Genomic DNA, 24,704 nt, shown 5'->3' on the forward strand with positions numbered 1-24,704 from the left:
TTATTTTTTCGAGATCGTCACCATCTTGGCGCCGCGCACGCGCACTGTCATCAGGCACGGTTCCGAATCGGTGCGTTCGCAGAAGCGCGGGTGCATCTTCATGACGAAGACCATGTTGCCGAAACGCTTGATGAAATCGTAGCTGTAGATCTGCGCGGTGGCGATCATGAAATAACCGCCCTCCTTGACCTGCAGGTAGAAATTATAGGGGCAACCGTCGTCGTTGCAATCCGGGCCTTTCTTGCCGTCACAGATCAGTTCGCCCTCGTTGACGACGGCGTCGGTGATGCCGTCATTGTTGATGTCGATGCGGCTGATGTAGCCGTCACCGAATTCCGCCGTCTGGCACTGTTTCTGGAAATGCGATTTTTCGTAGGTCTCGGGATCGCCGATCAGCTCCTGCTGCGAAAAAGCCGGCAGCGGCGCCAGAAGGAGAGCGATCTGTGCGAGAATGGCGATGACGTATTTCATGAATGGCTCCCTCCGAGGCGGGCAGCGCGGCAACGGCCGGCGATGCTATCGGCGAGGCACTAGCAGCTTCGGCTTGCGCCGCCCTTGACATTGCCGCCGCGACAAGGTGCCCTGATGCCGATCGGCGTAAAGCAGCGCTGAGGCCGGGGGAGCATCGATGTCGCCGTTGGAAATTCTCGATTATGCCGGCGTCGCGGTATTTGCGGCGACGGGCGCGCTTGCCGCCTCGCGCAAGCAGCTCGATATCATCGGTTTCCTGTTCCTGGCGGCCGTCACCGGGCTCGGCGGCGGCACCGTGCGTGATGTCGTCCTCGGGCGCTCGGTCTTCTGGGTGATGAACCCCACCTATATCCTGGTCTGCGTCGGGGTCGGCATCCTCGTCTATTTCACCGCCCACGTCATCGAATCACGCTACCGCCTGCTGATCTGGCTCGATGCCATCGGGCTTGGCGCCTATTGCGTGCTCGGCGCCGCCAAGGGCCTGGCGGCGACGGGATCGCCGACCGTGGCGATCATCATGGGCATGCTGACGGCCAGCTTCGGCGGCATCCTGCGCGATGTGCTGGCCAGCGAGCCATCCGTGCTGCTGCGGCCGGAAATCTACCTGACGGCGGCGCTTGCCGGCGCTGCGGTGTTCACCGCCATGCATGCGTTCGGCCCGCCGTTGTTCGTTTCGGCGGGGGTCGGAACCGTCGCCGGTTTTGGCGTGCGCGGCGGGGCGCTGCTGTATGGCTGGACACTGCCGCGCTACAAGCCGCGTCCGGGCCGGCACCCGGACGACGTGCTCTGAAAATCGAACGCGGCGATCAGCGGCTCTTCGGCCGCAGGCGGATCACCACGTCGACATGCGAGATTTCCATGCCTTCCGGCGGCTCCGGCAGGTTGGAAATCGAGATGTTGCTCACCGGGATGTCGAGAACCTCGTTTTCTCCCTCGATGAAGAAGTGGTGGTGATCGGAGACGTTGGTGTCGAAATAGGTCTTGGCGCTCTCCACAGCGAGCACGCGGATCAGGCCGGCCTCGGTGAACTGGTGCAGCGTGTTGTAGACGGTCGCCAGCGACACCGGCACATTGGCGGTCACGGCTTCCTCATGCAACTCCTCGACCGTCAGATGCCGGTCGCCCTTGGCGAAAAGCAGGTCGGCAAGGGCGATGCGCTGACGCGTCGGACGCAGTCCGTAGCGCCGAAGCCTCGCTTCCACAGTCATGATGCCTTCAGCCGTCATGGGGGCCAAAACGCTCTTTCCTCTTCAAATTTCGTCCACGGACATTCTGCCATATAACTTTTACTTGAGCGGCTTTCAATAGTTCGGAACGCGCCGCAAACGAACGCGAACCGGAACAAGCCCCATAAAGCTGCCTGCAAAGGCCGGGATTTGCCATTTGCCTCTGGTCCCTGGCCTGCGCTTCCTGTATGCGAACCTTCATCAACGATCGCAAGGATCACACCTTACAGGCGGTTGCGGGAACAAGGTTGTTCGTGTTGCACTTCAATTCGGACCGATCTTGCTCTAAAGCTGCAGAACCGTCGGCGGCATTCTGAGGAAACCAGGGTTCATGGCAACCAAACAATCGAGCTACACTTACGAAGAAATTCTCACCTGCTCCCACGGCAAGATGTTCGGCCCGGGCAATGCGCAGCTGCCGCTGCCGCCGATGCTGATGTTTCATCGCATCACCGAGATTTCCGAAACAGGCGGCCCGAACGACAAGGGTTTCATCCGCGCCGAGTTCGACATCACGCCGGACCTGTGGTTCTTCCCCTGCCATTTCGAAGGCGATCCGGTCATGCCGGGTTGCCTCGGCCTCGATGCCATGTGGCAGCTGACCGGCTTCTATCTCGGCTGGCTCGGCGAGCCCGGCAAGGGACGCGCGCTGTCCACCGGCGAGGTGAAGTTCACCGGCATGGTGACGCCGAAGACGAAGCTGGTCGAATACGGCATCGACTTCAAGCGCGTCATGCGCGGCCGGCTGGTTCTCGGCATTGCCGACGGCTGGATGAAAGCCGATGGCGAAACTATCTACAAGGCGAGCGATCTGCGCGTCGGTCTTTTCCAGGAAAAGGCCGCCTGAAATTTTCGGAGCACGGTCGGCTTTTCCTGCAGCACATAGAAAAAAGAGGTCCTGAATATGAGACGGGTGGTTGTTACGGGTCTGGGCATCGTTTCCTCGATCGGAAGCGATGCTGCCGAGGTTGCCGCTTCCCTGCGCGATGCCAGGTCCGGCATCTCCTTCTCGCCCGATTTTGCCGAGCACGGTTTCAAGTGCCAGGTCTGGGGCAAGCCGTCGCTGGATCCGACCGACCTGGTCGACCGCCGCGCCATGCGCTTCCTGTCGCAGGGCGGCGCCTGGAACCATGTGGCGATGAAGCAGGCGATCGCCGATTCCGGCCTCGAAGAGAAAGACATCACCAACGAGCGCACCGGCATCATCATGGGCTCGGGCGGTCCTTCGACCAACACCATCGTCGAGGCGGCCGAAATCACGCTGAAGAACACCAGTCCGAAGCGCATCGGCCCGTTCGCGGTGCCGAAGGCGATGTCGTCGACGGCGTCGGCGACGCTCGCCACCTGGTTCAAGATCCACGGCGTCAACTACTCGATCTCGTCTGCCTGCTCGACCTCGGCGCACTGCATCGGCAACGCCGCCGAAATGATCCAGTGGGGCAAGCAGGACGTGATGTTCGCCGGCGGCCACGAGGATCTGCACTGGACGATGTCGAACCTGTTCGACGCCATGGGCGCCATGTCCTCGAAGTACAACGACACGCCGGCAAGCGCCTCGCGTGCCTATGATGCAAACCGCGACGGTTTCGTCATCGCCGGCGGCGCCGGCGTGCTGATCCTCGAAGAGCTGGAACATGCCAAGGCCCGCGGCGCCAAGATCTATGCCGAAATCACCGGCTACGGCGCCACCTCCGATGGCTACGATATGGTGGCACCTTCGGGCGAAGGCGCCATCCGCTGCATGCGCCAAGCACTGTCGACGGTAAAGACCGAAGTCGATTACATCAACACCCACGGCACCTCGACGCCGGTCGGCGATTCGAAAGAAATCGGCGCCATCCGCGAGGTCTTCGGCGACAAGATCCCGCACATCCAGTCGACCAAGTCGCTCACCGGCCATTCGCTGGGTGCGGCAGGTGTTCAGGAATCGATCTACTCGATCCTGATGATGCAGGAAGGTTTTATCGGCGAAAGCGCCCACATCACCGAGCTCGACCCGGAATTCGAGGGTGTGCCGATCGTGCGCAAGCGCATCGACAACGCCAAGATCGATACGGTTCTTTCGAACTCCTTCGGTTTCGGCGGCACCAACGCCACGCTCGTTTTCCAGCGCTACAACGGATAAGATTTCATGACGGGAATCATGCAGGGCAAGCGCGGTCTCATCATGGGGGTCGCCAACAACCATTCGATCGCTTGGGGCATTTCCAAGGCGCTGGCGGCACAGGGCGCCGAACTCGCCTTCACCTACCAGGGCGAGGCGCTCGGCAAGCGCGTCAAGCCGCTGGCGGCGGAACTGAACTCGGATTTCCTGCTGCCCTGCGACGTCGAGGACATCGCTTCCGTCGATGCGGTCATCGCCGCGATCAAGGAACGCTGGGGCGGCCTGGACTTCGTCGTCCACGCCATCGGTTTTTCCGACAAGAATGAATTGAAGGGGCTCTACGCCAACACCACGCGGGAAAACTTCACCCGCACCATGGTGATCTCCTGCTTCTCCTTCACGGAAATCGCCAAGCGCGCCGCCGAACTCATGGGTCCGGGCGGCACGATGCTGACGCTCACCTATGGCGGTTCCGTGCGGCTGATGCCGAACTACAACGTCATGGGTGTTGCCAAGGCGGCGCTCGAGGCTTCGGTGCGGTATCTCGCCGGCGACTACGGCCCGCGGGGCATCCGCGTCAATGCCATCTCGGCCGGCCCGATCCGCACGCTGGCCGGCGCCGGCATTTCCGATGCCCGCGCCATGCTCTCCTGGCAGCAGAAGAATTCGCCCTTGCGCCGCACCGTGACGATCGAGGATGTCGGCGCCTCGTCGCTGTACCTGCTCTCCGATCTCTCCAGCGGCGTCACCGGCGAGATCCACTATGTCGACGCCGGTTACAACATCACCTCGATGCCGACGCTGGAGCACCTGCGCCGCGCCGACAGCGATTGAAACCTGCGGGTGACAGACATAAAAATGGCCGCTTCCGCGGCCATTTTCGTATCCGATCCTATTTGCGCGCCCACAACACCTTGTAGCGGGCGTTGCGGCAAACCTCGCCGCTTTCCTTGAACCCTTCCGCCAGCACCGGCTCGTAGGGCAGGCCGCGATTGGCGACCAGCAGCAGGCGGCCGCCATTCTTCAAGACGCCGGCGGCGCGGCGGATGAAAGCCTGACCAAGCGAAGGCTCGGCGGCGTGCCCCTCATGGAAGGGCGGGTTCATGATGACGAAGTCGTATTTGTCGCGGATGTCTTCGGCCGCCAGATCGTGCCAGAAGAAACGCGCCGGCGTATCCGGGCAGTTGGCTGCCAGGTTGGCCTTGGCGCTCTCCAGCGCCTCGTAATCGGCCTCGTAGAGGTCGATGCGGTTGGTCCGCGGCGACCGTTTTGCCAATTCCACCGAAAGATAACCCCAGCCGGCGCCGAAGTCGGCGGCGTTGCCGTCAAAGTCGGTCGGCAGGCGTGCCGCCAGCAGCTCCGAACCGGCGTCGATGCGGTCGTGGGAGAACATGCCGGCAGCCGTGTCGAAACGGCCCTCGACGCGCACCGGCTGCCTTGCAAACCTGGCGACGGCAGCCGACACATCGGCGGGCCGGAAAAACGAAAGGGCGACGCCATGATATTTTGGCGTCGATTCAGCATTCAGCCCGAACCCTTCGAGACGCTTGCGCAACGACTGGATTCCGTCTTCCTTGGCTCCGGCGATGACGATGGTGCCGCCTTCGCGCACCTGGGTCAACGCCGTGGCGATCCGATCCTCGTTCTCGCCCTTGTGTTTGCCGCAGAGCACGAGGGCGTGGTCGTAGGCGCCCTCCTCCAGCACCGGCGCCACATCGGGATAGGCGGCCTGCAGCGGACGGAACAGCGCCCTCTGGCCCTGCACCGGAACAAGCGTCGCCTCAAATCCCTTCGGCAGGGCAAAACCCGCTTCGGCGCCGAGGAACAGGACACGTTCGCCGGCGGCAGGGTTTTGCACCACGCCGCTGGCAAAGGGATGGAACAGGGTCTTGACGGCATCGCGGGCCATGAAACACCTCATGAGTGAAATAAGAAAAAGGCGCGGAAATCATCCCGCGCCTCGAACTCGCAACAGCGTGGCCGATTATTCGGCGGCTTCGCCGTCGTCCTTCTTCTTCTTGTCTTCGCCGGCAACTTCCTTGCCGGTTGCCTGGTCGACAGCCTTCATGGAGAGGCGAACCTTGCCGCGCTCGTCGAAACCCATCAGCTTGACCCAGACCTTGTCGCCTTCCTTGACGACGTCCTGGGTCTTGGCAACGCGCTCGGAAGCGAGCTGCGAGATGTGCACGAGGCCGTCACGGGCGCCGAAGAAGTTGACGAAGGCGCCGAAGTCGGCGGTCTTGACGACCGTGCCTTCATAGACCTGGCCGACTTCCGGTTCTGCAACGATCGAGTGGATCCACTTGCGGGCCGCTTCGATCTCCTTGCCGGAGGACGAGGCGATCTTGACGGTGCCGTCGTCCTCGATGTTGATCTTGGCGCCGGTCTTTTCGACGATTTCGCGGATGACCTTGCCGCCCGAACCGATGACTTCACGGATCTTGTCGACCGGGATGTTCATCACTTCGATGCGCGGAGCGAATTCGCCGAGCTGGCCGCGGCTTTCGGTGATGGCGTTGGCCATTTCACTCAGGATGTGCTTGCGGCCGCCCTGCGCCTGGTTGAGCGCGACCTTCATGATCTCCTCGGTGATACCGGCGATCTTGATGTCCATCTGCAGCGAGGTGATGCCGTCGGCGGTGCCGGCGACCTTGAAGTCCATGTCGCCGAGATGATCTTCGTCACCGAGGATGTCGGAGAGGACGGCGAAACGGTCGCCTTCGAGGATCAGGCCCATGGCGATACCGGCAACCGGCTTGGCGATCGGAACGCCGGCGTCCATCAGGGCGAGCGAGGTGCCGCAGACCGTGGCCATCGACGACGAGCCGTTCGACTCGGTGATCTCGGAAACGACGCGCAGCGTGTAGGGGAACTGCTCGGCAGACGGCAGCATCGGGCGGATGGCGCGCCATGCGAGCTTGCCATGGCCGATTTCGCGGCGGCCCGGCGAACCCATGCGGCCGGTTTCACCGACGGAATAAGGCGGGAAGTTGTAGTGCAGAAGGAAGCGTTCCTTGTACATGCCGGTCAGGCTGTCGACATACTGCTCGTCTTCGCCGGTGCCGAGCGTGGCGACGACGATCGCCTGGGTCTCGCCGCGGGTGAACAGGGCAGAGCCGTGGGTGCGCGGCAGCAGGCCGACTTCCGAGACGATCGGACGAACGGTTTCCAGGTCGCGGCCGTCGATGCGGCTCTTGGTGTCGAGAATGTTCCAGCGAACGATCTTGGCCTGCAGGTGCTTGAAGATGGCGCCGACTTCTTCGGGCGTGTACTTCAGCTCGACGGCGCCTTCCGGCAGGAAGTGGGCCTTGACCTTGGCCTTGACGGCGTCGACGGCGGCGTAACGAACGGCCTTCTGGGTGATCTTGTAGGCTTCGCGCAGCTCGGCCTCGAAATGCTTGAGCATTTCGCCTTCGAGTTCGGAATAGTCTTCCGGCTGGAAGTCGCGCGGCTCCTTGGCGGCGACTTCGGCAAGCTGGATGATCGCGTCGATCACCGGCTGGAAGCCCTTGTGGCCGAACATGACGGCGCCGAGCATGATCTCTTCGTTGAGTTCCTTGGCTTCGGATTCAACCATCAGCACGGCGTCCTGGGTGCCGGCGACGACGAGGTCGAGCGAGGACTCGTCCATCTCGTCGAGATGCGGGTTGAGAACGTATTCGCCGTTGATGTAGCCGACGCGGGCGCCGCCGACCGGACCCATGAACGGAACGCCGGAGAGCGTCAGGGCTGCGGAGGTGGCAACCATGGACAGGATGTCCGGGTTGTTTTCAAGGTCGTGCTGGACGACGGTGACGACGACCTGGGTGTCGTTCTTGTAGCCTTCCGGGAAAAGCGGGCGGATCGGGCGGTCGATCAGGCGGGAAACGAGGGTTTCGTTTTCGCTCGGGCGGCCTTCGCGCTTGAAGTAGCCACCCGGGATCTTGCCGGCGGCATAGGTCTTTTCCTGGTAGTTGACGGTCAGCGGGAAGAAGTCCTGGCCCGGCTTCGGCGCCTTTGCCGAAACGACGGTGGCGAGAACGACGGTTTCGCCGTAAGTCGCGAGAACGGCGCCGTCGGCCTGGCGGGCGATCTTGCCGGTTTCGAGCTTGAGCGGGCGGCCGGCCCACTCGATTTCAACGGTATGGGTATCGAACATATCTTGTCCTTACATGATGCGGAAAGCGGGCCGCGCTGGTGTGCGACGGACCGGCTCAGGCCGCATAAATATGACGTATCACGGGCAAGACAACGGGAGGCTTCATTGGCCGGGGCGGCGCGCATCCTCTTTGCACGCGGCAGGCAAGGCCGTTCGTCCGGTGCGCCCCTTGCGGGGTTTTCTCCTGCACCGCCGCCGAAAACTTCGGCAAAAGCATCCGGCAATCCTGCCCCATGACAGGTCATCGGTTGGTTCTGGCAGATCCGGCCCATCCGGGCCTGCCGGTCTTACAGCATCCGACTGCGGCAACACAGAGGCGCCATCGGATGAAGTACAAGGGCCAAGGCCCTTAAAGAACTGGCGGGCGCCCCGTCACGAGGCGGCCCGCCAGGCAATCTTAGCGGCGGATACCCAGGCTGGAAATCAGCTTGGAGTAACGGCCTTCGTTCTTCTTCTTGAGGTAGTCAAGAAGCGAGCGGCGGCTGGAAACCATCGTCAGGAGACCACGACGGGAGTGGTTGTCCTTCTTGTGGCCCTTGAAGTGCTCGGTCAGGTTGTTGATGCGCTCGGTAAGGATCGCGACCTGAACTTCCGGAGAACCGGTGTCGCCTTCAACGGTTGCGTATTCCTTGATGAGTTGCGCCTTGCGCTCAGCAGTGATCGACATCGGACAATCCTTTCTAAGAGGAGGAAACAAGTCGCCAAAAGCCGGGATGTCGTCCAGCTTTGGCCGCGAAAAGCAACGGAACCCCGTGTGCTGGCGCTGCCTATAAACCATTCAGGGCGCAAAGGGAAGAGGCACGCTCTTCCCGATCCTTGCGGTCCGTTGCGGTAACCGTCAGGCGAAGACGCGCTTTGGACGGAACTCGCCTTCGCCGATCTCGCCGATGGCGATCAGCTTGCCGCGCGCCGTGGCATAAGCCTCGGATTCGGCCACCGGCGCATCCCGGCCACGCAGCAGGATGGGATTGCCCATTTTCAGGCGATGTGCCTGGTCGTCGGAGATGACGATATGCGGCAGGGCCGACAAGGCTTCGCCGGTATCGATGAGAAAGGCGTCGAGCGCGGCGATCCGCTCGTCGCGGTCCTCGATCGCTTCCAGCGCCGTCAGCGTGGCCAGCGGCACCATCACCTCTTCGGCGAACGGGGCGACGAAGGTGCGGCGAAGTTGTGAGATATGGCCATAGCAGCCGAGATCGCGACCGAAATCGCGCGCCAGGGCCCGCACATAGGTGCCCTTGCCGCACTCCACCTCGAAATGCGCCGTATCGGCATCCGGGCAGGCCAGCAGCGTCAGGCGGAAGACCTCGACCTCGCGTGAGGGGATCTCCACCACCTCGCCTTCGCGGGCGAGATCGTAGGCGCGGTTGCCGTCGATCTTGATCGCCGAAAACTGCGGCGGGATCTGGCTGATCGTGCCGGTATAGTTCGGCAGCAGGGCGCGGATCGCCTCCTCAGTCGGGCGCCGGTCGGAAGACTGGGTGACATCGCCTTCGAGATCGTCGGTCGAGCGTTCCTCACCCCAGCTGACGGTGAATTCGTAGATCTTGCGGCCATCCATGACGTAGGGCACGGTCTTGGTCGCATCGCCAAGCGCAATCGGCAGCATGCCCGACGCCAAGGGGTCGAGCGTGCCGGCATGGCCGGCCTTCTGGGCGTTGAACAGCCATTTGATCTTGGAAACGGCTTCGGTCGAGCCGAAATCCACCGGCTTGTCGAGGATCAGCCAGCCGGAAATCGGCCGGCCCTTAGGCTTGCGGGGTTTTGACATGCTTTTTCTTCTACTTCTCGTCTTCGGCGTCAGCATCGAGGTCGCGCTGGACTTCCGGCGAGCGGAGAAGCGCATCGATCTTGCTGTAGTTGTCGAAGGAGGTGTCGTCACGGAAACGCACTTCCGGCATATATTTCATTTGCCGGAGTTGGTTGCCCAGCCGGCCGCGGATGAACTTGGCATTGCGGTTGAGCGCGGCGATGACGCCCGTATGGTCGGCGACGCCGAGCGGCGTCACATAGGCGGTGGCGATCTTGAGATCGGGCGACATGCGGACTTCCGAGATGGAAATCACCGTCTTCTCGATCAGGTCGTCGCGCACTTCGCCCCGTTGCAGCACCTGCGTGATCGCGGCGCGCACCTGTTCGCCAACACGCAACATGCGCTGCGAAGGCGCCGAGGAGGTTGCTCTTGTCATGGTTTTTCCGTTTGCAGCGCTCAAGGGAACGCACATAAAGGCGGTGCAATGACTCTTTCCGTGGGAAAAATCAAGCCAAAGCGACCATGCAGCGCGTGAAATGCCCGGGGGGAACGGCTTTTAGGCCGTGGCGGGCAAGATCCGCGCCCCGCTTCATTCGCCAATCGTCAGGCGCAGCGGCTGATAGGACTGGATCTCGACCGCTTTTTCCCTCAGCAGATCCACCTGCCTTCCGTCCGCATTGGCCGTCGCCCTCACCACGGCAAAGCCGGTGACATTGCAATCGGTCTCGATCTTCACCGCCTGCTGGGAATCCATTCCCGACGTGCCGAGCGATTCCAGCGTGATCGTCTCGTCCTGAAGCTCCGTGTTGCCGGAGGCGGTGTTCTGCGGATCGTATTGCGGACGCAGGGTGATCTGGACATTCTCGTAAGCATTCGCCTGCTCGATCACGGCGAAATCATAGGCGCAATAGCCCTGGCCGCCGAACCAGCTGTAAGTGTTGACGAGGACGAGGGAAAAGAACTGGGCGAACATGGCGATCTCCGGTGCCTGTCTCCGCATGACGTGTCAGCGGCGGATTCCAATTGGAGAATTTTCGCACTTCGTCGAAACGCGAAAACGCTCCGTTTCTTTGTCTCTATCGCAATTCCGGACGCAGAACCGCTCCGCACTTTTGCTGGAATTGCTCAAAAAAAACCGCCGGCGCAAGGCCGGCGGTTTGTAACATAGGTCGGAGACACCGGAAGTTTAGAGCGTCCGCGTGATATGTTCGACGCGGAAGCACTCGATGGTGTCGCCGGCGCGGATGTCTTCGTAGTTTTCGAAGGCCATGCCGCATTCCTGGCCGACCGGCACTTCCGAGACTTCGTCCTTGAAGCGCTTGAGGGTCTTGAGCTTGCCTTCGTGGATGACGACGTTGTCGCGCACGAGGCGAACGCCGGCACCACGCTCCACCTTGCCTTCGACGACGCGGCAACCCGCGACCTTGCCGACCTTGGTGATGTTGAACACCTCCAGGATCTCGGCATTGCCGAGGAAGGTTTCGCGACGCTCCGGCGAGAGCAGGCCGGACATCGCCGCCTTCACGTCATCCACCAGATCGTAGATGATGTTGTAGTAACGGATCTCGATGCCTTCGCGCTCGGCCAGCGAACGGGCCTGGCTGTTGGCACGGACGTTGAAGCCGATGATGGCGGCGCTGGATGCTTCGGCCAGCGAAATATCCGATTCCGTCACGCCGCCGACCGCCGAATGGACGATACGGGCACGCACTTCGTCGGTGCCGAGCTTTTCGAGCGCGCCGGCGATGGCTTCGATCGAGCCCTGCACGTCGCCCTTGATCACCAGCGGGAATTCCTTCACGCCGGAGGTCTGCAGCTGGCTCATCATCTGCTCGAGCGAACCGCGCGAACCGGACTGGCGGGCAGCCGCCTTGTCGCGGGCCAGACGCTGGCGATATTCGGAGATTTCACGCGCACGGCTTTCGTTCTCGACGACGGCGAACTTGTCGCCGGCTGCCGGGGTTCCCGAAAGACCGAGGACTTCGACCGGCATGGCCGGACCGGCCTCCTTGACGTGTTCGCCCTTGTCGGTGACCAGCGCGCGCACACGGCCCCACTGATCGCCGGCAACGACGATCTGGCCCGGACGCAGCGTGCCCTTCTGGACGAGCACCGTCGCCACCGCACCGCGGCCGCGGTCGAGCTCGGCTTCGATGACCGTGCCTTCCGCCGTGCGGTTCGGGTTGGCGCGCAGGTCGAGGATTTCGGCCTGCAGCAGGATGGCTTCGAGCAGCTTGTCGAGGTTGGTGCCGTTCTTGGCCGAAACCTCGACGTCGAGCACTTCACCGCCCATGGATTCGACAAAGACTTCGTGCTGCAGCAGCTGCGTGCGGACACGCTGGACGTCTGCCGTCGGCTTGTCGACCTTGTTGATCGCCACGATGATCGGCACGCCGGCCGCCTTGGCGTGGTTGATCGATTCGATCGTCTGCGGCATGACGCTGTCGTCGGCCGCAACCACGAGGATGGCGATGTCGGTGGCCTGGGCGCCACGGGCACGCATGGCGGTGAACGCCGCGTGGCCGGGGGTGTCGATGAAGGTGATCTTCTGGCCGTTCTGCTCCACCTGGTAGGCGCCGATATGCTGCGTGATGCCGCCGGCTTCGCCCGCCACGACGTTGGCATGGCGGATGGCGTCGAGCAGCGAGGTCTTGCCGTGGTCGACGTGACCCATGATGGTGACGACCGGAGGACGCGGCACCATTTCGCCTTCGTCGTCGGCAACGTTGAAGATACCCTCTTCGACGTCGGATTCCGAAACGCGCTTGACGGTGTGGCCGAATTCGCCGGCGATCAGTTCAGCCAGGTCGGCGTCGATGACGTCGCCCGGCTTCATCATCTGGCCTTCCTTCATCAGGTACTTGATGACGTCGACGGCCCGCTCGGCCATACGCTGCGACAGTTCCTGAATGGTAATGGTTTCCGGCAGGATGACTTCGCGCATGACCTTTTCGCGGGTTTCCTGCATCTGGCTGCGGCGGAATTTCTCCTGGCGGCGGCGCATGGCCGAAAGCGAACGCGTGCGCGTCCCGCCTTCGTCGTCGACGCTGGCGGCGGTCACCGTCAGCTTGCCGCGGCGGCGCTCGTCCTCGGTCTTGACGCGGGTCGGCTTGGCCGGCTCGGGACGAACGACCTTGCCGCGGACCGGAGTACCGCCGCCACGGTTGGCGCCGCGGTTTTCTTCCTCTTCGGAATCCGGCTTGCGACGGTTGAGACCGGGCGCGGCAGGCGTTGCTGCCGGCGCGGAGGCCGGACGCGGCGCACCGCCCTGCGGCCGGCCGTCGGCACGGCGGGCAGTCGGCGTCACCGACGGCGCGGCCTTGGCCTGTATCTCGGCGGTAGCCGGAGCAGCCGGCGTGGCATTTTCCTGTGCGGACGCGGACGCAGCGGCAGCAGCCGCCTCTTCGGCGGCGCGGCGGACAGCTTCCTCGCGTTCGGCGACGGCGCGGGCTTCTTCCTCGGCGCGACGCTTGGCGTCCTCGAGATCGCGGGCCTGGGCTTCCTGCAGCGCGCGGCGGCGGGCTTCCATTTCGCCGGCGGACAGGCCGTGCAGCACGGCGCCGCCACGCGGACGATCACGGTCGCGATCCCTGTTGTCGCGGTCACGATCCTGGCGCTGCTGGTAACCCTGCTGCGGACGCTGCTGGTTCGGCTGGTGAATGCGCGTCGGCTGGGCCGACGGGGTGGCCGGGCGTGCCTGCACGGGCTGTGCTTCGGCAGGCTTGGCGGCAACCACCGGCGGTGCGCTCGGCGTTATCGGTTTTTCGTCTTCAGGGCGCATCGGGCGCCGCTTACGGGTTTCGACCACGACCGCTTTCGTGCGACCGCGGCCCATATCCTGACGCACCGTTCCCTGGCTGACGCCGGAGGGCTTCAGGGTGAGGGTCTTCTTGCCCGGTACGCTGATTGTCTTGTCGTCGTTGTTGTCGGTCATTCCGTTCCGTTCCTTCGGACAGGAGCGGATGGCGACCCATCAACTCCCGTCGTTCAATTCCTGTATCTCGATCCCGCGCCCGGCTCTTGCCGGTGACCGCGTCATTGCCTTTGCCGGCCAGCGCCGCCAGATGCCCGGGACTGACCGCCATTGCGGTACTGTTCGAGCAGGTTTGCGCGCTTCACTACACCCTCACCCGCCTGCCCTGCAAGCGCCGCGGCATGGATAAAAGCATTCTGGCCCATCAGGTCCTCCAATTCCGCATCGTTGAAGAAGCGAAACGAAGGTATTTCCTCCTCGGTCTCCATTCCGAGGTGCCAGGCCTTGCGGGCCTGGTCGATCTTTCTCACGCCGTCGTCAGCGGCGTCGAGCGAATGGAAGACGGCAAGCGCCTCCCCGGATCGCACGGCGGCATCGACCTTCATCGAGCCGATCACCAGTTGCCCCGCCTTGCGGGCGAGGTTCATCATTCCGGTCAGCTGCTTGACGAGCAGCCTGTCGACCATGGCGCCGAGATCGCCCGACGCCTTGACATCCGCCTTCAGGGCGCGGGCGAAAAGCTTCTTCGCCACCGCCTTGTCGACCAGGGCGCGCTCGGCCTTCACCCAGCAGCCCCGCCCGGGAAGCTCACGCTTCAGGTCGGGCACCACCGCGCCATCCGGCGCGGCGACGAAACGGATCAGTGTTTCCGGCGTGCCGCTTTCGCGAGTGACGATGCACGTGCGACCGTTCATCTCTCCACCTGCAACGCCATCATCTCCCGGCAACTCGTCCGATTGGGCCGCGTTCATCACGCGTCCTGCTCAGCGGCGTCACCGTCCTCAGCTTCTCCGGCTTCCTCGGCGGCCTGTTCGGCAGCCAGGTCCTCTTCGGTGATCCAGCCGGCGGCAAGGCGCGCCTGAACGATCATGTTCTCAGCCTCGACGCGCGATACGTCGAACTTCGAGAACAGGCCCTCGAACTTCTTCGTCTCGCCATCCTTGCGCTCCGACCAGCCGACGAGGTCGTCGGCCGCGCAGCCGGCAAAGTCTTCGACCGTCTTGATGCCGTCCTCGCCGAGCGCGACCATCATCTGCGCCGTCATGCCGTCGATGGTGCGCAGTTCGTCGGCAACGCCGAGCGCCTTGCGCTTCTCGTCCATCTCGGCTTCGAGGCGGTCGAGGAATTCACGGGCACGCGTCTGGATCTCGACGGCCGTGTCTTCGTCGAAACCGTCGATCGAGGAGATTTCGTCGAGATCGACGTAAGCCAGTTCCTCGACGGCGGCAAAACCTTCCGAAGCCAGCACCTGGCCGACCATCTCGTCGACGTCGAGCGCGTCCATGAACAGGTTGGTGCGCTCGTTGAATTCCTTCTGGCGGCGCTCGGACTCTTCCTGCTCCGTCATGATGTCGATATCCCAGCCGGTCAGCTGCGATGCGAGACGAACGTTCTGGCCGCGGCGGCCGATGGCAAGCGACAGCTGCTCGTCCGGCACCACGACTTCGATGCGCTCGGCATCCTCGTCGAGAACGACCTTGGAGACTTCCGCCGGCTGCAGGGCGTTGACGACGAAGTTCGCCGGCTCGTTGGACCACGGAATGATGTCGATCTTTTCGCCTTGCAGTTCGCCGACGACGGCCTGGACGCGGCTGCCGCGCATACCGACGCAGGCGCCGACCGGATCGATCGACGAGTCGTTGGAGATCACGGCGATCTTGGCACGCGAACCCGGATCGCGGGCAACCGACTTGATCTGGATGATGCCGTCGTAGATCTCGGGCACTTCCATGGTGAACAGCTTCACCATGAACTGCGGATGGGTACGCGACAGGAAGATCTGCGGGCCGCGCTGCTCGCGGCGGACGTCGTAGACGAAGGCGCGGACGCGATCGCCGTAGCGCATGTTTTCGCGCGGGATCATCTCGTCGCGGCGGATGATGCCTTCGCCACGGCCGAGATCGACGATGACGTTGCCGTATTCGACGCGCTTGACCGTGCCGTTGATGATTTCGCCGATGCGATCCTTGAATTCGTCGAACTGGCGGTCACGCTCGGCTTCGCGCACCTTCTGGACGATGACCTGCTTGGCGGACTGGGCAGCGATGCGGCCGAAATCCATCGGCGGCAGCGGATCGGCGATGAAGTCGCCGAGCTTGGCGTCCGGGTTGCGGTCGCGGGCAAGCTCCAGCGGGATCTGCGTCGAATAATCGTCGGCCTTTTCGACCACTTCCAGAAGACGCTGCAGGCGGATTTCGCCGGTCTTCGAGTTGATGTCGGCGCGGATGTTCGATTCGGTACCGTAGCGGGAGCGGGCCGCCTTCTGGATGGCATCGGCCATTGCAGCGAGAACGATCTCCCGGTCGATCACCTTTTCGCGCGCCACAGCATCCGCGATCTGCAGAAGTTCTAGCCGGTTCGCACTGACTGCCATTTGGGTCTCCATGGTCTGAATTGAGTGTGCCCTCGCAAAGGGCTGTTTACTCGAAGGACTCGTCTTCTTCTTTTTCGTTCTGGTTCGCCGCCTGCGCCTTGGCCAGCTTGTCGGCCCGGAGCGCATCGCGAATGAGATCGTCGGTCAGGATAAGCTTGGCTTCTGCCAGCGCACTGAACGGAATGACGACCCGCGGCTCCTCGCCGTAAGCAACCTGATCACGCTCGAGCGTAAAACCGTCGGCATCGACATGAGCGATCTTGCCGCGGAACCGCTTGCGATTGTCGACCAGGATCGACGTCTCGCACTTGACGATGTGCCCGAGCCAGCGGGAGAAATCCGACTTGCGCACCATCGGCCGGTCGATCCCAGGGGACGACATTTCAAGATGATACGCCTTATCGACCGGATCTTCCACATCCAAAACCGGTGAAATCGCCATGGACAGCGCTTCGCAGTCTTCGACGGTCATGGTGCCGTCGTTCTTTTCCGCCATGATCTGCAGCGTCAGGCCGTTCTGGTTGAGCAGGCGCACGCGCACCAGCTTGTACCCCATCGAGACGATCACCGGCTCGATGATTTCGGCGATGCGCAGGTCGACGCCGGTCTCGACGATCAGCCGCGGCTCCTGGTTTTCTTGCAGTTCGGTCATTTCCGACAATCGACGCCCTCCTGGCGTTCGGCCTCCGCCATCATCGGGATGGGACGGAACGCCGCTTGACATCTTCGCTCCACCGCAGGGTTGCCCGTCGATTTCGGGCCTCGACATGCGGGACGGAACGATCGTTTCATGATCGCGGTAATAAAAAAGAGCGGGTCCTCGCGGTCCCACTCTTCATCTGTCGATCAAGAATTTGAGACGCATATAGTCCGAAATGGTTCAAATTGCAAGAACTGCTTACCGAAGCGCCGATTTCAACGATTCATCGGGATAGCAACTCGGCTGCAAGCCGTTCTTCTGCTGCCAGTCGCCGAGCGACCGGCGGGTCTTGTATCCGGGCAGGCCGTCAACCTTGCCGACGTCGTAGCCCTTGGCCACCAGCGCCTTCTGCATGGCAAGCACGTCGGAGCGCAACATCTTGCCGACGCTGCCCCATTCGGCCTTGAACGGGCCGGAGCCGAAGGCGATACGATCGGCAAGATTGCCGATGAACAGGGCATAGAGGTCGGAATTGTTGTATTCCTTGATGACGTAGAAATTCGGCGAGACGATGAATTCCGGCCCGTGCCGGCCGGCCGGCAACAACATCATGCTTTCGGCCTTCGCTTCACCTGACGGGAACGCCTTGCCGGTGATACGCCTGATGCCGAGCGCGCTCCAGTCGCCGAGCGGTTTTGCGAGATCGGGACCTTCCTGGGCGCAGCTGACGCCGGCCGGGATCGTCACTTCGAACCCCCAGTCGCGGTTCGCCTTCCAGCCCTTTTTGGCAAGATAGTTGGCGATCGAGGCAAGGCTGTCCGGCACCGAGGTCCAGATGTTGCGATGGCCGTCGCCATCGAAATCGACGGCATATTTCAGGTAGCTGGTCGGCAGGAACTGCGGCTGGCCCATGGCACCGGCCCACGACCCCTTCATCTCGCCGGCCTTGACGTCGCCGCCGTCGATGATGTGCAGCGCGGCGATCAGCTCGCGGCGGAACAGATCCTTGCGCGTGGACATGAAGGCCTTGGTGGCCAGAACGTCGATAGCCGAGTAAGGAATGGCGGCGCGGCCAAAACCGCTTTCACGGCCCCAGATCGCCAGCACGACGGAACCTGGCACGCCGTAGGTGCGCTCGATCTTCTTCAGCGTCGCGGCATGCGTCGCCGCCAGCGTCTTGCCCGAGGCGGCCAGCCCCTGCAGGCGTTTCTCGGAAAAGTAACTGGCCGGCGAGGAAAACTCGGCCTGGCTCTGCTTCTGCTCACCCTTGGGCTTTTCGCCCGGCGGCACGAGATCGGGCAGATCCCAGTTGAGTGTCACGCCGTCAAAGGCGGCCCTGATCGTCTGTTTCGAGACGCCGGATTTTTCCGCTTCAGGGGCGAGATCCCTGGCGATCCAGGCGCGGAACTGCTTTTCGATGGCGGCCTTGTCGGCCGCCATGGCCGGCAAGGGCAGGAAGACGGAAAGAACAAGCAGAACAACCAACGATATCCGCATGCGTTTCCTCCCCTAGATGGCCGTGCGGGCGCGCAGCGCCGCCGTCAGCGTTCCCTCGTCGAGATAATCCAGTTCGCCGCCGACCGGGACACCGTGCGCCAGGCGGGTGATCTTGACTTCCAGCCCGGCGAGCTGGTCGGTGATGTAATGGGCCGTCGTCTGGCCCTCGACGGTGGCGTTGACGGCGATGATGATTTCGCGCACGCCGCCTTCATGGACGCGGTCGATCAGGCCACGGATGTTGAGGTCATCGGGGCCGACGCCATCGAGCGGCGACAGCGTGCCGCCAAGCACGTGATAGGCGGCATTCATCGCGCCGGCGCGCTCCAGCGCCCAGAGATCGGCGACATCCTCGACGACGATGATCACCGACTGGTCGCGGCGAATATCGGTGCAGACGGTGCAGGGATCGATGGTATCGACATTGCCGCAGGTCGAGCAGACCTTCACCTTGTCGTAGGCATCGCCCATGGCATGCGCCAGCGGACCGAGAAGCTGGTCCTTCTTCTTCACCAGATGCAGCGCCGCCCGGCGGGCGGAGCGCGGCCCCAGTCCCGGCACCTTGGCCAGCAACTGGATAAGTTTTTCGATTTCGGGACCTGTGACTCGCTTTGCCATCCGGCGCTTTTATCCCATGTTTTCCCGTGAAGGAATCACCCTGACGAGAGTTTGACCGATGAAAATCCTTGCCGTCTCGACCGGCACCGCACAACGGCTCGCCGGCAAGAACTACAAGACCGGCATCGAGAAGCACCCCGTCAACGGCCCGGTGCTGATTGATGCCGAGGGCCTGGTTGGCGACGCGATCTGCAACCGCAAGCATCACGGCGGTCCCGAGCAGGCGGTTTATGTCGAGGGGTCGCTGACGCTCGACTGGTGGGCCGCCGAACTTGGCCGGCCCATTCCGCCCGGCACGTTTGGCGAAAACCTCGTCATCGAGGCCATCGACAACCGGCTCGTCGCGGTCGGCGACCGGTTCGCTTTCGGCGACATCGTACTGGAGGCCACCTCGGCGCGTATCCCCTGCGCCACGTTCGCGGCGCATATGGACGACCCCGTTTTCGTGAAACGATATTTCAGGGCCGGGCGACCGGGCATCTATTGCCGTGTTCTGTCGGGTGGTGTCGTCCAGGCGGGCATGCCCGTCATCTATACGCCTTATGGCGGCGAAAAGGTGACGATGCCGGAACTGATGGAAACCTACGGCCGCATTCCCGCAGCCGATCATACCCGTTATCTCTCGGCGCCGATCAGCGCCAAGATCCGCAAGCTTCTGACGGCAGGCTGATCAGCGTGCGGCGATCGCCACCGCCGCCCCTGCCATGGCGCCGGCGCTGGCGCGGTTGGCAAACCGCACCGCACGCGGGCTCTTGAGGAACTGCCGCGCCTTGGCGGCGGTCGCCACCCAGACGAAATCGACGACGACCAGCACCACCAGCATGGTCGCCACCAGTTCCACCCAGCCGACGAGCGTGACGCCGGCAAGATCGATGATCGACGGCAGCAGTGCCACGTAAAACATCATGATCTTCGGATTTCCGAGCGTCACCGTCAGGCCGGCGAAGAACAGTTTTGCGGCCGACGTCCGCTCCGGCAGGGCATCCTCGCTCATCGTCGCCGGCGCGAACCACATCTTCCAGGCGAGGTAGAGCAGATAGGCGACACCCAGCCACTTGATCGCCACGAAGACGACGTGGAAGGTTTCGGCAATCGTCGCCAGGCCGGCAACGGCAAAGGACAGCCAGACGGCTTCGCCGATCCACATCGCAGCGAGGAAGGGCAGCACGTCGCGGTAGCCCTTGGAGAGCACGCGGGCGACGAGCGCCGCAATGCTCGGCCCCGGCGAGCCGGCCGCCACCAGCAGCGCCCCGGCAAAAACAAGCAATGATGTCAGCGTCATGATGGCCTCCCCGGCGTTGGCGGGAAGACTAGCATGGTTCTGGCGCAGCCAGAAAGATCAGAACGGCAGCTTGAAACCGGGCGGGATCGGCAGGCCGGCGGTCAGCGCCTTGGTCTTTTCGGCGGTCATTGCCTCGGCCTTGCCCTTGGCATCCTTGTGGGCGGCGACGATCAGGTCTTCGAGGATCTCGGCTTCGTCTTCCTTGAACAGCGACGGGTCGATCTTGAGACCGAGCATTTCGCCCTTGCCGTTGAGTTTTACCGTCACGAGGCCGCCGCCGGACTTGCCTTCGACTTCCAGGGAGGCGATTTCCGCCTGCATCTGCTCCATCTTGGCCTGCATTTCCTTGACCTTGCCCATCATGCCCATGATGTCGCGCATCGGTTTTCTCCTTTGAATTTTTTAGAATTCGATATCGTCGCCGGGAAGGATGTCGCCCTCGGCCGATTCGGCAGCGGCCGGCAGCGCCTGGTTTTCTTCCTCTTCCGCCTCGGGTGCACGGATGCGCACGTCGATGATCTTTGCGCCGGGGAAACGCGACAGGATGGCGGCAACGTCGGGGTCCTGCCGGGCGTCCTGCAGGCGGGTCGCCTTGTCGTTTTCTTCCGCCTCGGCCAGCGTCGGCCCGCCTTCCTCGCGGCTGAGGATCACCATCCAGCGGATGCCGGTCCATTCTTCCAACCGCTTCTGCAACTCGCCGACCATCGATTTCGGCGCGTCCGGCTTGAGGTTGATCTCGATACGGCCGGGCTCCAGGCCGACGAGGCCGACGAAAGCGCGCAACAGCGCCCTGAGCTTCGGATCACGGTTCTTGGTGCAAAGCTCGGCGATATCCGCGAGCGAGGCGATCTTGACCTTGGGTTCGGGCTGCGCAGCGGGCGCCATCTCCACCCGGCCGACCGGCACAGCGTCCGGCCTGGTTTCCGGCGCGGGCACGGAACGAAGCATGGTCACGGGTGCCGTTGCCGGACGGGCCGGCGCGGCTTCCGCTGCCCTTGCCAGAACCGACGACTGATAGGCTACCGGCGTGCCGCCGCCATTGCCACCCGAAGGCGCAAGTGACCGGGGGGCGGGTGCCTCGCCAGATGCGAATTCGGCGAGCCGCCGCGCCGCATCTTCCGGCGACGGAAGGTGGGCCGCATGCGCAAGCCGGATCAGCACCATTTCGGCAGCCCCCGCCGGCCGCGACGCGGTCTCGACCTCGGGAATGCCCTTCAGCAACATCTGCCAGATACGCGACAGCGTCGTCACCGCGATGTTTTCGGCAAATTCCCGGCCTCGCGTACGCTCGATCTCGCTCAGCGACGGATCGTTGACCGCTTCGGGCACGTATTTGAGGCGGGTGACCAGATGGGTGAAGTCGGCCAAATCGGTCAAGACGACGCTCGGATTGGCGCCGGCTTCGTATTGGGCGGAAAATTCCTGCAGGGCAGCCGCGACGTCACCTTTGACGACAGACTGGAAGAGATCGACGATGCGGGCGCGGTCGGCCAGACCGAGCATGGCGCGCACGGCGTCGGCCTCGACCGCGCCGCCGCCATGGGCGATCGCCTGGTCGAGCAGCGACAGGCCGTCGCGCGCCGAGCCTTCGGCGGCTCGTGCGATCATCGCCAGCGCTTCGGGATCGACCGAAATCTCTTCCTTGGCAGCGATGACGGAGAACAGCCCGACGAGATCGGCAGCGCTGATTCGACGCAGGTCGAAGCGCTGGCAGCGCGACAGCACCGTGATCGGCACCTTGCGGATTTCCGTGGTGGCGAAGATGAATTTGACATGCTCGGGCGGCTCTTCGAGCGTCTTCAGCAGGCCGTTGAAGGCCGCCGTCGACAGCATGTGCACTTCGTCGATGATATAGACCTTGTACCGCGCCGACACCGGCCGGTAGCGCACCTGCTCGATGATTTCCCGGATATCGTCGATGCCGGTATGGGAGGCGGCGTCCATCTCGATGACGTCGACATGCCGGCCTTCCATGATCGCCTGGCAATGGTCGCCGGGCAGGCGCAGGTCGATGGTCGGCTTGTCGATTTCGGCGGTCTTGTAGTTCAGGGCGCGGGCGAGGATACGGGCGGTGGTGGTCTTGCCGACGCCGCGCACGCCGGTCAGCATATAGGCCTGGGCGATGCGGCCGGTCTCGAACGCATTGGTCAGCGTGCGGACCATCGGCTCCTGGCCGACCATGAGATCGGAAAAATCCTTGGGGCGATATTTGCGCGCCAGAACGCGGTATCCGGCGCCGCCCTGGCCCGCCTGCGCTGTTGTCGGTTCGGTATCGCTCATCGCCCTGCCAGCGTTGTTGGATGACCCGGACCGCCGGGCATGAGCCCGGCCATGTGAAAACGCAGGCCAGACGGAAGAGGTGGGAGGCTGGAACGATGACCCGTGCCGGGATCGTTAGGGCTGCTTCCTTCCGGACCTGACCCGGTTGGCGAGCGGCGCGTCCACCACCAACCTCCCGCCGCACATATCGGCAATATCCTCAGCAATTGCAAGCCAGCGCTTCAAAAAACTGCTAGAGAGAGGGAAATGCGGAGAGGAGGCTGGGCTTGCAAGGCTTTGAACTGGACGGAAGATTGGCCCGCGACAGCGATTTGCTGATCAAGCTCGGGCTGACGCAACTGCGGCTGCAGGACGACCGCCGCTGGCCCTGGCTGGTGCTGGTGCCGCAGCGCAACGGGCTGTCGGAAATCTTCGACCTCACGCCGCTCGACCAGGCGCTCCTGACCTTCGAGACCAATCTGGTGGCCACCGCATTGAAGAAAGTGACGGGTGCGACCAAGATCAATATAGGTGCTCTCGGCAACATCGTGCGCCAATTGCACGTGCATGTGGTCGCCCGCTCGGAAGGCGACGCCAACTGGCCGGGACCCGTCTGGGGGCACGGCACGGCGGAAGCCTACGACCCGCAGGAAAAACAGATTTTCATCCGCAGGATACTGGAAGCTCTCTGACAATGAAGACCTCTATTTTCGACACCGATGCACCGCATCCGGAGGCCAGCCGCCTCACCGCCTTTTCCGAAAACGACCTTGCCCGCGATTCGGAGCACCGCGACGACGATTGCGTCGAGAAGGCGCTGGCCGTGGATGGCGCCCATATCTTCGCCTTCACCGGCAACCGGCTGATCCTCAAGCATGACGGCCAGGTGCTCGACCCGCTGTTTGCGCCCTACGAACTCGCCGAACTGCAGCCGGATTTCGACAATGCCGTGCTGCTCGGCCACCGCGCATCGGGCGAACCCCGGCTTGCCGTGCCCGTCGGCATCGCCGAGGACGAACTTGCCAGCCACTACAAGCCGACGGACGGTCGCACGCTTTTCCGTGACCAGCTGGTCGGCGATGCGCTGCTCGGCGAATTCGCGCAAGGCTCGGCGCTTCTGACCTGGAACCGCGACAACCGCTTCTGCGGTCGCTGCGGCGGCGCCATGGAACAGAAGATCGGCGGCTACAAGCGCGTCTGCAGCGCCTGCGCCCACATGATCTTCCCGCGCACCGATCCCGTCGTCATCATGCTGGCGATCGATGTCGAGCGCGATCTCTGCCTGCTCGGCCGCAGCCCGCATTTCGCGCCCGGCATGTATTCCTGCCTTGCCGGTTTCGTCGAACCCGGCGAAACGATCGAAAACGCCGTGCGCCGCGAAACGCTGGAGGAATCCGCCATCCATGTCGGCCGCGTGTGTTACCATGCCTCGCAGCCCTGGCCGATGCCGCATTCGCTGATGATCGGCTGTTACGGCGAGGCAACCTCCTTCGAGGTGCTGCGCGACGAGGCGGAACTGGAAGACTGCCGCTGGTTCAGCCGCGAAGAAACGGCCGAAATGCTGGAGCGCGCCCAGGGGACGGGCCATAGCTCGCCGCCGAAAGGCGCCATCGCTCACCGGCTGATGCGCGACTGGGTGGAGTGGAAACGCTGATCCGGTGACGGTCGCCCGTTCCGAACGGTTGCTGGTCCTGCTGCAGGCGCTGCGCCGCCATCGCCGGCCGGTCAGCGGCGCGACGCTGGCGGCGGAGACCGGCGTCAGCCTGCGCACGCTCTACCGCGACATCGCCAGCCTGCAGGCGCAGGGTGCCCATATCGAAGGCGAGGCCGGGCTGGGTTACGTGCTCAAGCCCGGCTTCATGCTGCCGCCGATGATGTTTTCGCCGGATGAAATCGAGGCGCTGGTGCTTGGCTCGCGCTGGGTGGCGAAGGTGGCGGACAGCAAGCTCGCCACGGCGGCAAGCGATGCGCTGGCAAAGATCGCCGCCGTGCTGCCGGCCGATCTTCGCGACGAGACCGATACGTCGACGCTGCTGGTCGGACCGCGGCGGCAGCATCCCGTCGAGATCGACCTGGCGATGCTGCGGGCCGCCATTCGCCGGCAGGATGTCCTGCACCTTGTCTATGCCGACGAAGCCGGTGCACAATCGCAGCGTTTCATCTGGCCCTTCGCGCTCGGCTTCTTCGAGGAGGTGCGCGTGCTCATCACCTGGTGCGAGCTGCGCCAGGATTTCCGCCACTTCCGCACCGACCGCATGATCGCCATCGAAAGCGCCGGGCGTCGCTATGTGAAACGGCGCGCAACCCTGCTCAGGCAGTGGCGGGATGTCCACGGCATGACCCACGACATGTGAGGCTGCTGCCATTAT

General features: G+C 63.4%; 25 protein-coding genes and 1 other RNA gene. 8 read left to right on the forward strand and 18 right to left on the reverse strand.

The window, feature by feature from the left end:
• The gene (locus DEM27_RS12655) at positions 1-471 is read right to left on the reverse strand and encodes a hypothetical protein (RefSeq protein WP_109458584.1); all 471 of its coding nucleotides are present in this window, start codon (positions 469-471) and stop codon (positions 1-3) included.
• A 157-nt stretch (positions 472-628) separates the two neighbouring features.
• On the opposite strand from DEM27_RS12655, the gene DEM27_RS12660 reads away from it, so the two are divergent.
• Entirely contained in the window at positions 629-1,261 is a 633-nt protein-coding gene (locus tag DEM27_RS12660) for a trimeric intracellular cation channel family protein (RefSeq protein ID WP_109458585.1), read from the forward strand.
• 16 nt (positions 1,262-1,277) lie between these two features.
• On the opposite strand, the gene irrA is transcribed toward DEM27_RS12660, so the two are convergent.
• Complete coding sequence (gene irrA / locus DEM27_RS12665; RefSeq protein ID WP_109458586.1) at positions 1,278-1,697, reverse strand: iron response transcriptional regulator IrrA; 420 nt, start codon at positions 1,695-1,697, stop codon at positions 1,278-1,280.
• 331 nt (positions 1,698-2,028) lie between these two features.
• Between irrA and fabA the strand changes: the two genes are divergently transcribed.
• The 3 genes from fabA to fabI are packed head-to-tail and all read left to right on the forward strand — an operon-like array spanning position 2,029 to position 4,635.
• Positions 2,029-2,544: a 3-hydroxyacyl-[acyl-carrier-protein] dehydratase FabA gene (fabA, locus tag DEM27_RS12670; RefSeq protein WP_109458587.1), complete on the forward strand. Its 516-nt coding sequence runs from the start codon at positions 2,029-2,031 to the stop codon at positions 2,542-2,544.
• 57 nt (positions 2,545-2,601) lie between these two features.
• Positions 2,602-3,822, forward strand: a complete 1,221-nt coding sequence (gene fabB / locus DEM27_RS12675) for a beta-ketoacyl-ACP synthase I (protein WP_109458588.1) — start codon at positions 2,602-2,604, stop codon at positions 3,820-3,822.
• Positions 3,823-3,828: 6 nt separating this feature from the next.
• A complete protein-coding gene (gene fabI / locus DEM27_RS12680) occupies positions 3,829-4,635 on the forward strand; it encodes an enoyl-ACP reductase FabI (protein WP_109458589.1) in 807 nt (268 codons plus the stop codon).
• Between the two features lie 58 nt (positions 4,636-4,693).
• On the opposite strand, the gene DEM27_RS12685 is transcribed toward fabI, so the two are convergent.
• The 12 genes from DEM27_RS12685 to recR all read right to left on the reverse strand — a co-directional run bounded on the left by DEM27_RS12685 (position 4,694) and on the right by recR (position 18,794).
• Positions 4,694-5,710 carry a class I SAM-dependent methyltransferase gene (locus tag DEM27_RS12685; RefSeq protein ID WP_109458590.1) on the reverse strand — a complete coding sequence of 339 codons (1,017 nt, stop codon included), beginning with the start codon at positions 5,708-5,710 and terminating at the stop codon, positions 4,694-4,696.
• Between the two features lie 75 nt (positions 5,711-5,785).
• On the reverse strand, positions 5,786-7,939 hold the full coding sequence (gene pnp / locus DEM27_RS12690) for a polyribonucleotide nucleotidyltransferase (RefSeq protein WP_109458591.1): 2,154 nt from the start codon (positions 7,937-7,939) through the stop codon (positions 5,786-5,788).
• A 397-nt stretch (positions 7,940-8,336) separates the two neighbouring features.
• Entirely contained in the window at positions 8,337-8,606 is a 270-nt protein-coding gene (rpsO, locus tag DEM27_RS12695; RefSeq protein WP_109458592.1) for a 30S ribosomal protein S15, read from the reverse strand.
• A gap of 171 nt (positions 8,607-8,777) precedes the next feature.
• Complete coding sequence (truB, locus tag DEM27_RS12700; protein ID WP_109458593.1) at positions 8,778-9,710, reverse strand: tRNA pseudouridine(55) synthase TruB; 933 nt, start codon at positions 9,708-9,710, stop codon at positions 8,778-8,780.
• Between the two features lie 10 nt (positions 9,711-9,720).
• Positions 9,721-10,128 carry a 30S ribosome-binding factor RbfA gene (gene rbfA / locus DEM27_RS12705; protein ID WP_109458594.1) on the reverse strand — a complete coding sequence of 136 codons (408 nt, stop codon included), beginning with the start codon at positions 10,126-10,128 and terminating at the stop codon, positions 9,721-9,723.
• Positions 10,129-10,281: 153 nt separating this feature from the next.
• Positions 10,282-10,665: an IrmA family protein gene (locus tag DEM27_RS12710; protein WP_109458595.1), complete on the reverse strand. Its 384-nt coding sequence runs from the start codon at positions 10,663-10,665 to the stop codon at positions 10,282-10,284.
• A 213-nt stretch (positions 10,666-10,878) separates the two neighbouring features.
• Entirely contained in the window at positions 10,879-13,626 is a 2,748-nt protein-coding gene (gene infB / locus DEM27_RS12720) for a translation initiation factor IF-2 (protein WP_109458597.1), read from the reverse strand.
• Between the two features lie 101 nt (positions 13,627-13,727).
• On the reverse strand, positions 13,728-14,417 hold the full coding sequence (locus tag DEM27_RS12725; RefSeq protein ID WP_109458598.1) for an RNA-binding protein: 690 nt from the start codon (positions 14,415-14,417) through the stop codon (positions 13,728-13,730).
• Positions 14,417-16,039 (reverse strand): transcription termination factor NusA, encoded by a 1,623-nt coding sequence (gene nusA / locus DEM27_RS12730; RefSeq protein ID WP_109458599.1) that lies wholly within the window; start codon positions 16,037-16,039, stop codon positions 14,417-14,419. Before nusA ends, DEM27_RS12725 begins: the two co-directional genes overlap by 1 nt.
• A 46-nt stretch (positions 16,040-16,085) precedes the next feature.
• A complete protein-coding gene (rimP, locus tag DEM27_RS12735) occupies positions 16,086-16,691 on the reverse strand; it encodes a ribosome maturation factor RimP (RefSeq protein WP_109458674.1) in 606 nt (201 codons plus the stop codon).
• 246 nt (positions 16,692-16,937) lie between these two features.
• Entirely contained in the window at positions 16,938-18,176 is a 1,239-nt protein-coding gene (locus tag DEM27_RS12740) for a lytic murein transglycosylase (RefSeq protein ID WP_109458600.1), read from the reverse strand.
• Positions 18,177-18,188: 12 nt separating this feature from the next.
• The gene (recR, locus tag DEM27_RS12745) at positions 18,189-18,794 is read right to left on the reverse strand and encodes a recombination mediator RecR (protein ID WP_109458601.1); all 606 of its coding nucleotides are present in this window, start codon (positions 18,792-18,794) and stop codon (positions 18,189-18,191) included.
• 58 nt (positions 18,795-18,852) lie between these two features.
• Here recR and DEM27_RS12750 point away from each other — a divergent pair, with 58 nt between their 5' ends.
• Positions 18,853-19,464 (forward strand): MOSC domain-containing protein, encoded by a 612-nt coding sequence (locus tag DEM27_RS12750; RefSeq protein ID WP_109458602.1) that lies wholly within the window; start codon positions 18,853-18,855, stop codon positions 19,462-19,464.
• On the opposite strand, the gene DEM27_RS12755 is transcribed toward DEM27_RS12750, so the two are convergent.
• The 4 genes from DEM27_RS12755 to ffs all read right to left on the reverse strand — a co-directional run bounded on the left by DEM27_RS12755 (position 19,465) and on the right by ffs (position 22,532).
• Positions 19,465-20,076, reverse strand: a complete 612-nt coding sequence (locus DEM27_RS12755; protein ID WP_109458603.1) for a LysE family translocator — start codon at positions 20,074-20,076, stop codon at positions 19,465-19,467.
• Positions 20,077-20,133: 57 nt separating this feature from the next.
• A complete protein-coding gene (locus DEM27_RS12760; protein WP_109458604.1) occupies positions 20,134-20,457 on the reverse strand; it encodes a YbaB/EbfC family nucleoid-associated protein in 324 nt (107 codons plus the stop codon).
• A gap of 21 nt (positions 20,458-20,478) precedes the next feature.
• Positions 20,479-22,356 (reverse strand): DNA polymerase III subunit gamma/tau, encoded by a 1,878-nt coding sequence (locus DEM27_RS12765; RefSeq protein ID WP_109458605.1) that lies wholly within the window; start codon positions 22,354-22,356, stop codon positions 20,479-20,481.
• A 79-nt stretch (positions 22,357-22,435) separates the two neighbouring features.
• Positions 22,436-22,532: signal recognition particle sRNA small type (ffs, locus tag DEM27_RS12770), an RNA gene on the reverse strand.
• A 90-nt stretch (positions 22,533-22,622) separates the two neighbouring features.
• On the opposite strand from ffs, the gene DEM27_RS12775 reads away from it, so the two are divergent.
• The 3 genes from DEM27_RS12775 to DEM27_RS12785 are packed head-to-tail and all read left to right on the forward strand — an operon-like array spanning position 22,623 to position 24,689.
• Positions 22,623-23,027 (forward strand): HIT domain-containing protein, encoded by a 405-nt coding sequence (locus tag DEM27_RS12775; protein ID WP_109458606.1) that lies wholly within the window; start codon positions 22,623-22,625, stop codon positions 23,025-23,027.
• A gap of 2 nt (positions 23,028-23,029) precedes the next feature.
• Positions 23,030-23,989 (forward strand): NAD(+) diphosphatase, encoded by a 960-nt coding sequence (gene nudC, locus DEM27_RS12780; RefSeq protein WP_109458607.1) that lies wholly within the window; start codon positions 23,030-23,032, stop codon positions 23,987-23,989.
• A 4-nt stretch (positions 23,990-23,993) separates the two neighbouring features.
• A complete protein-coding gene (locus tag DEM27_RS12785) occupies positions 23,994-24,689 on the forward strand; it encodes a helix-turn-helix transcriptional regulator (RefSeq protein ID WP_109458608.1) in 696 nt (231 codons plus the stop codon).
• Positions 24,690-24,704: the final 15 nt, after the last annotated feature.

The sequence above is a fragment of the Rhizobium album genome, from assembly GCF_003122325.1.
Lineage (GTDB): Bacteria > Pseudomonadota > Alphaproteobacteria > Rhizobiales > Rhizobiaceae > Metarhizobium > Metarhizobium album.

What these genes read in the sequence shown, in the direction of transcription:
- infB (WP_109458597.1), bottom strand. Translation starts at nt 13,626, where the DNA reads ATGACCGACAACAACGACGACAAGACAATCAGCGTACCGGGCAAGAAG.
- irrA (WP_109458586.1), bottom strand. Translation starts at nt 1,697, where the DNA reads ATGACGGCTGAAGGCATCATGACTGTGGAAGCGAGGCTTCGGCGCTAC.
- DEM27_RS12740 (WP_109458600.1), bottom strand. Translation starts at nt 18,176, where the DNA reads ATGCGGATATCGTTGGTTGTTCTGCTTGTTCTTTCCGTCTTCCTGCCC.
- DEM27_RS12765 (WP_109458605.1), bottom strand. Translation starts at nt 22,356, where the DNA reads ATGAGCGATACCGAACCGACAACAGCGCAGGCGGGCCAGGGCGGCGCC.
- fabI (WP_109458589.1), top strand. Translation starts at nt 3,829, where the DNA reads ATGACGGGAATCATGCAGGGCAAGCGCGGTCTCATCATGGGGGTCGCC.
- rbfA (WP_109458594.1), bottom strand. Translation starts at nt 10,128, where the DNA reads ATGACAAGAGCAACCTCCTCGGCGCCTTCGCAGCGCATGTTGCGTGTT.
- DEM27_RS12685 (WP_109458590.1), bottom strand. Translation starts at nt 5,710, where the DNA reads ATGGCCCGCGATGCCGTCAAGACCCTGTTCCATCCCTTTGCCAGCGGC.
- DEM27_RS12710 (WP_109458595.1), bottom strand. Translation starts at nt 10,665, where the DNA reads ATGTTCGCCCAGTTCTTTTCCCTCGTCCTCGTCAACACTTACAGCTGG.
- DEM27_RS12725 (WP_109458598.1), bottom strand. Translation starts at nt 14,417, where the DNA reads ATGAACGCGGCCCAATCGGACGAGTTGCCGGGAGATGATGGCGTTGCA.
- fabA (WP_109458587.1), top strand. Translation starts at nt 2,029, where the DNA reads ATGGCAACCAAACAATCGAGCTACACTTACGAAGAAATTCTCACCTGC.
- truB (WP_109458593.1), bottom strand. Translation starts at nt 9,710, where the DNA reads ATGTCAAAACCCCGCAAGCCTAAGGGCCGGCCGATTTCCGGCTGGCTG.
- fabB (WP_109458588.1), top strand. Translation starts at nt 2,602, where the DNA reads ATGAGACGGGTGGTTGTTACGGGTCTGGGCATCGTTTCCTCGATCGGA.
- DEM27_RS12760 (WP_109458604.1), bottom strand. Translation starts at nt 20,457, where the DNA reads ATGCGCGACATCATGGGCATGATGGGCAAGGTCAAGGAAATGCAGGCC.
- rpsO (WP_109458592.1), bottom strand. Translation starts at nt 8,606, where the DNA reads ATGTCGATCACTGCTGAGCGCAAGGCGCAACTCATCAAGGAATACGCA.
- DEM27_RS12755 (WP_109458603.1), bottom strand. Translation starts at nt 20,076, where the DNA reads ATGACGCTGACATCATTGCTTGTTTTTGCCGGGGCGCTGCTGGTGGCG.
- recR (WP_109458601.1), bottom strand. Translation starts at nt 18,794, where the DNA reads ATGGCAAAGCGAGTCACAGGTCCCGAAATCGAAAAACTTATCCAGTTG.
- DEM27_RS12660 (WP_109458585.1), top strand. Translation starts at nt 629, where the DNA reads ATGTCGCCGTTGGAAATTCTCGATTATGCCGGCGTCGCGGTATTTGCG.
- DEM27_RS12750 (WP_109458602.1), top strand. Translation starts at nt 18,853, where the DNA reads ATGAAAATCCTTGCCGTCTCGACCGGCACCGCACAACGGCTCGCCGGC.
- DEM27_RS12655 (WP_109458584.1), bottom strand. Translation starts at nt 471, where the DNA reads ATGAAATACGTCATCGCCATTCTCGCACAGATCGCTCTCCTTCTGGCG.
- rimP (WP_109458674.1), bottom strand. Translation starts at nt 16,691, where the DNA reads ATGACCGAACTGCAAGAAAACCAGGAGCCGCGGCTGATCGTCGAGACC.
- nusA (WP_109458599.1), bottom strand. Translation starts at nt 16,039, where the DNA reads ATGGCAGTCAGTGCGAACCGGCTAGAACTTCTGCAGATCGCGGATGCT.
- nudC (WP_109458607.1), top strand. Translation starts at nt 23,030, where the DNA reads ATGAAGACCTCTATTTTCGACACCGATGCACCGCATCCGGAGGCCAGC.
- pnp (WP_109458591.1), bottom strand. Translation starts at nt 7,939, where the DNA reads ATGTTCGATACCCATACCGTTGAAATCGAGTGGGCCGGCCGCCCGCTC.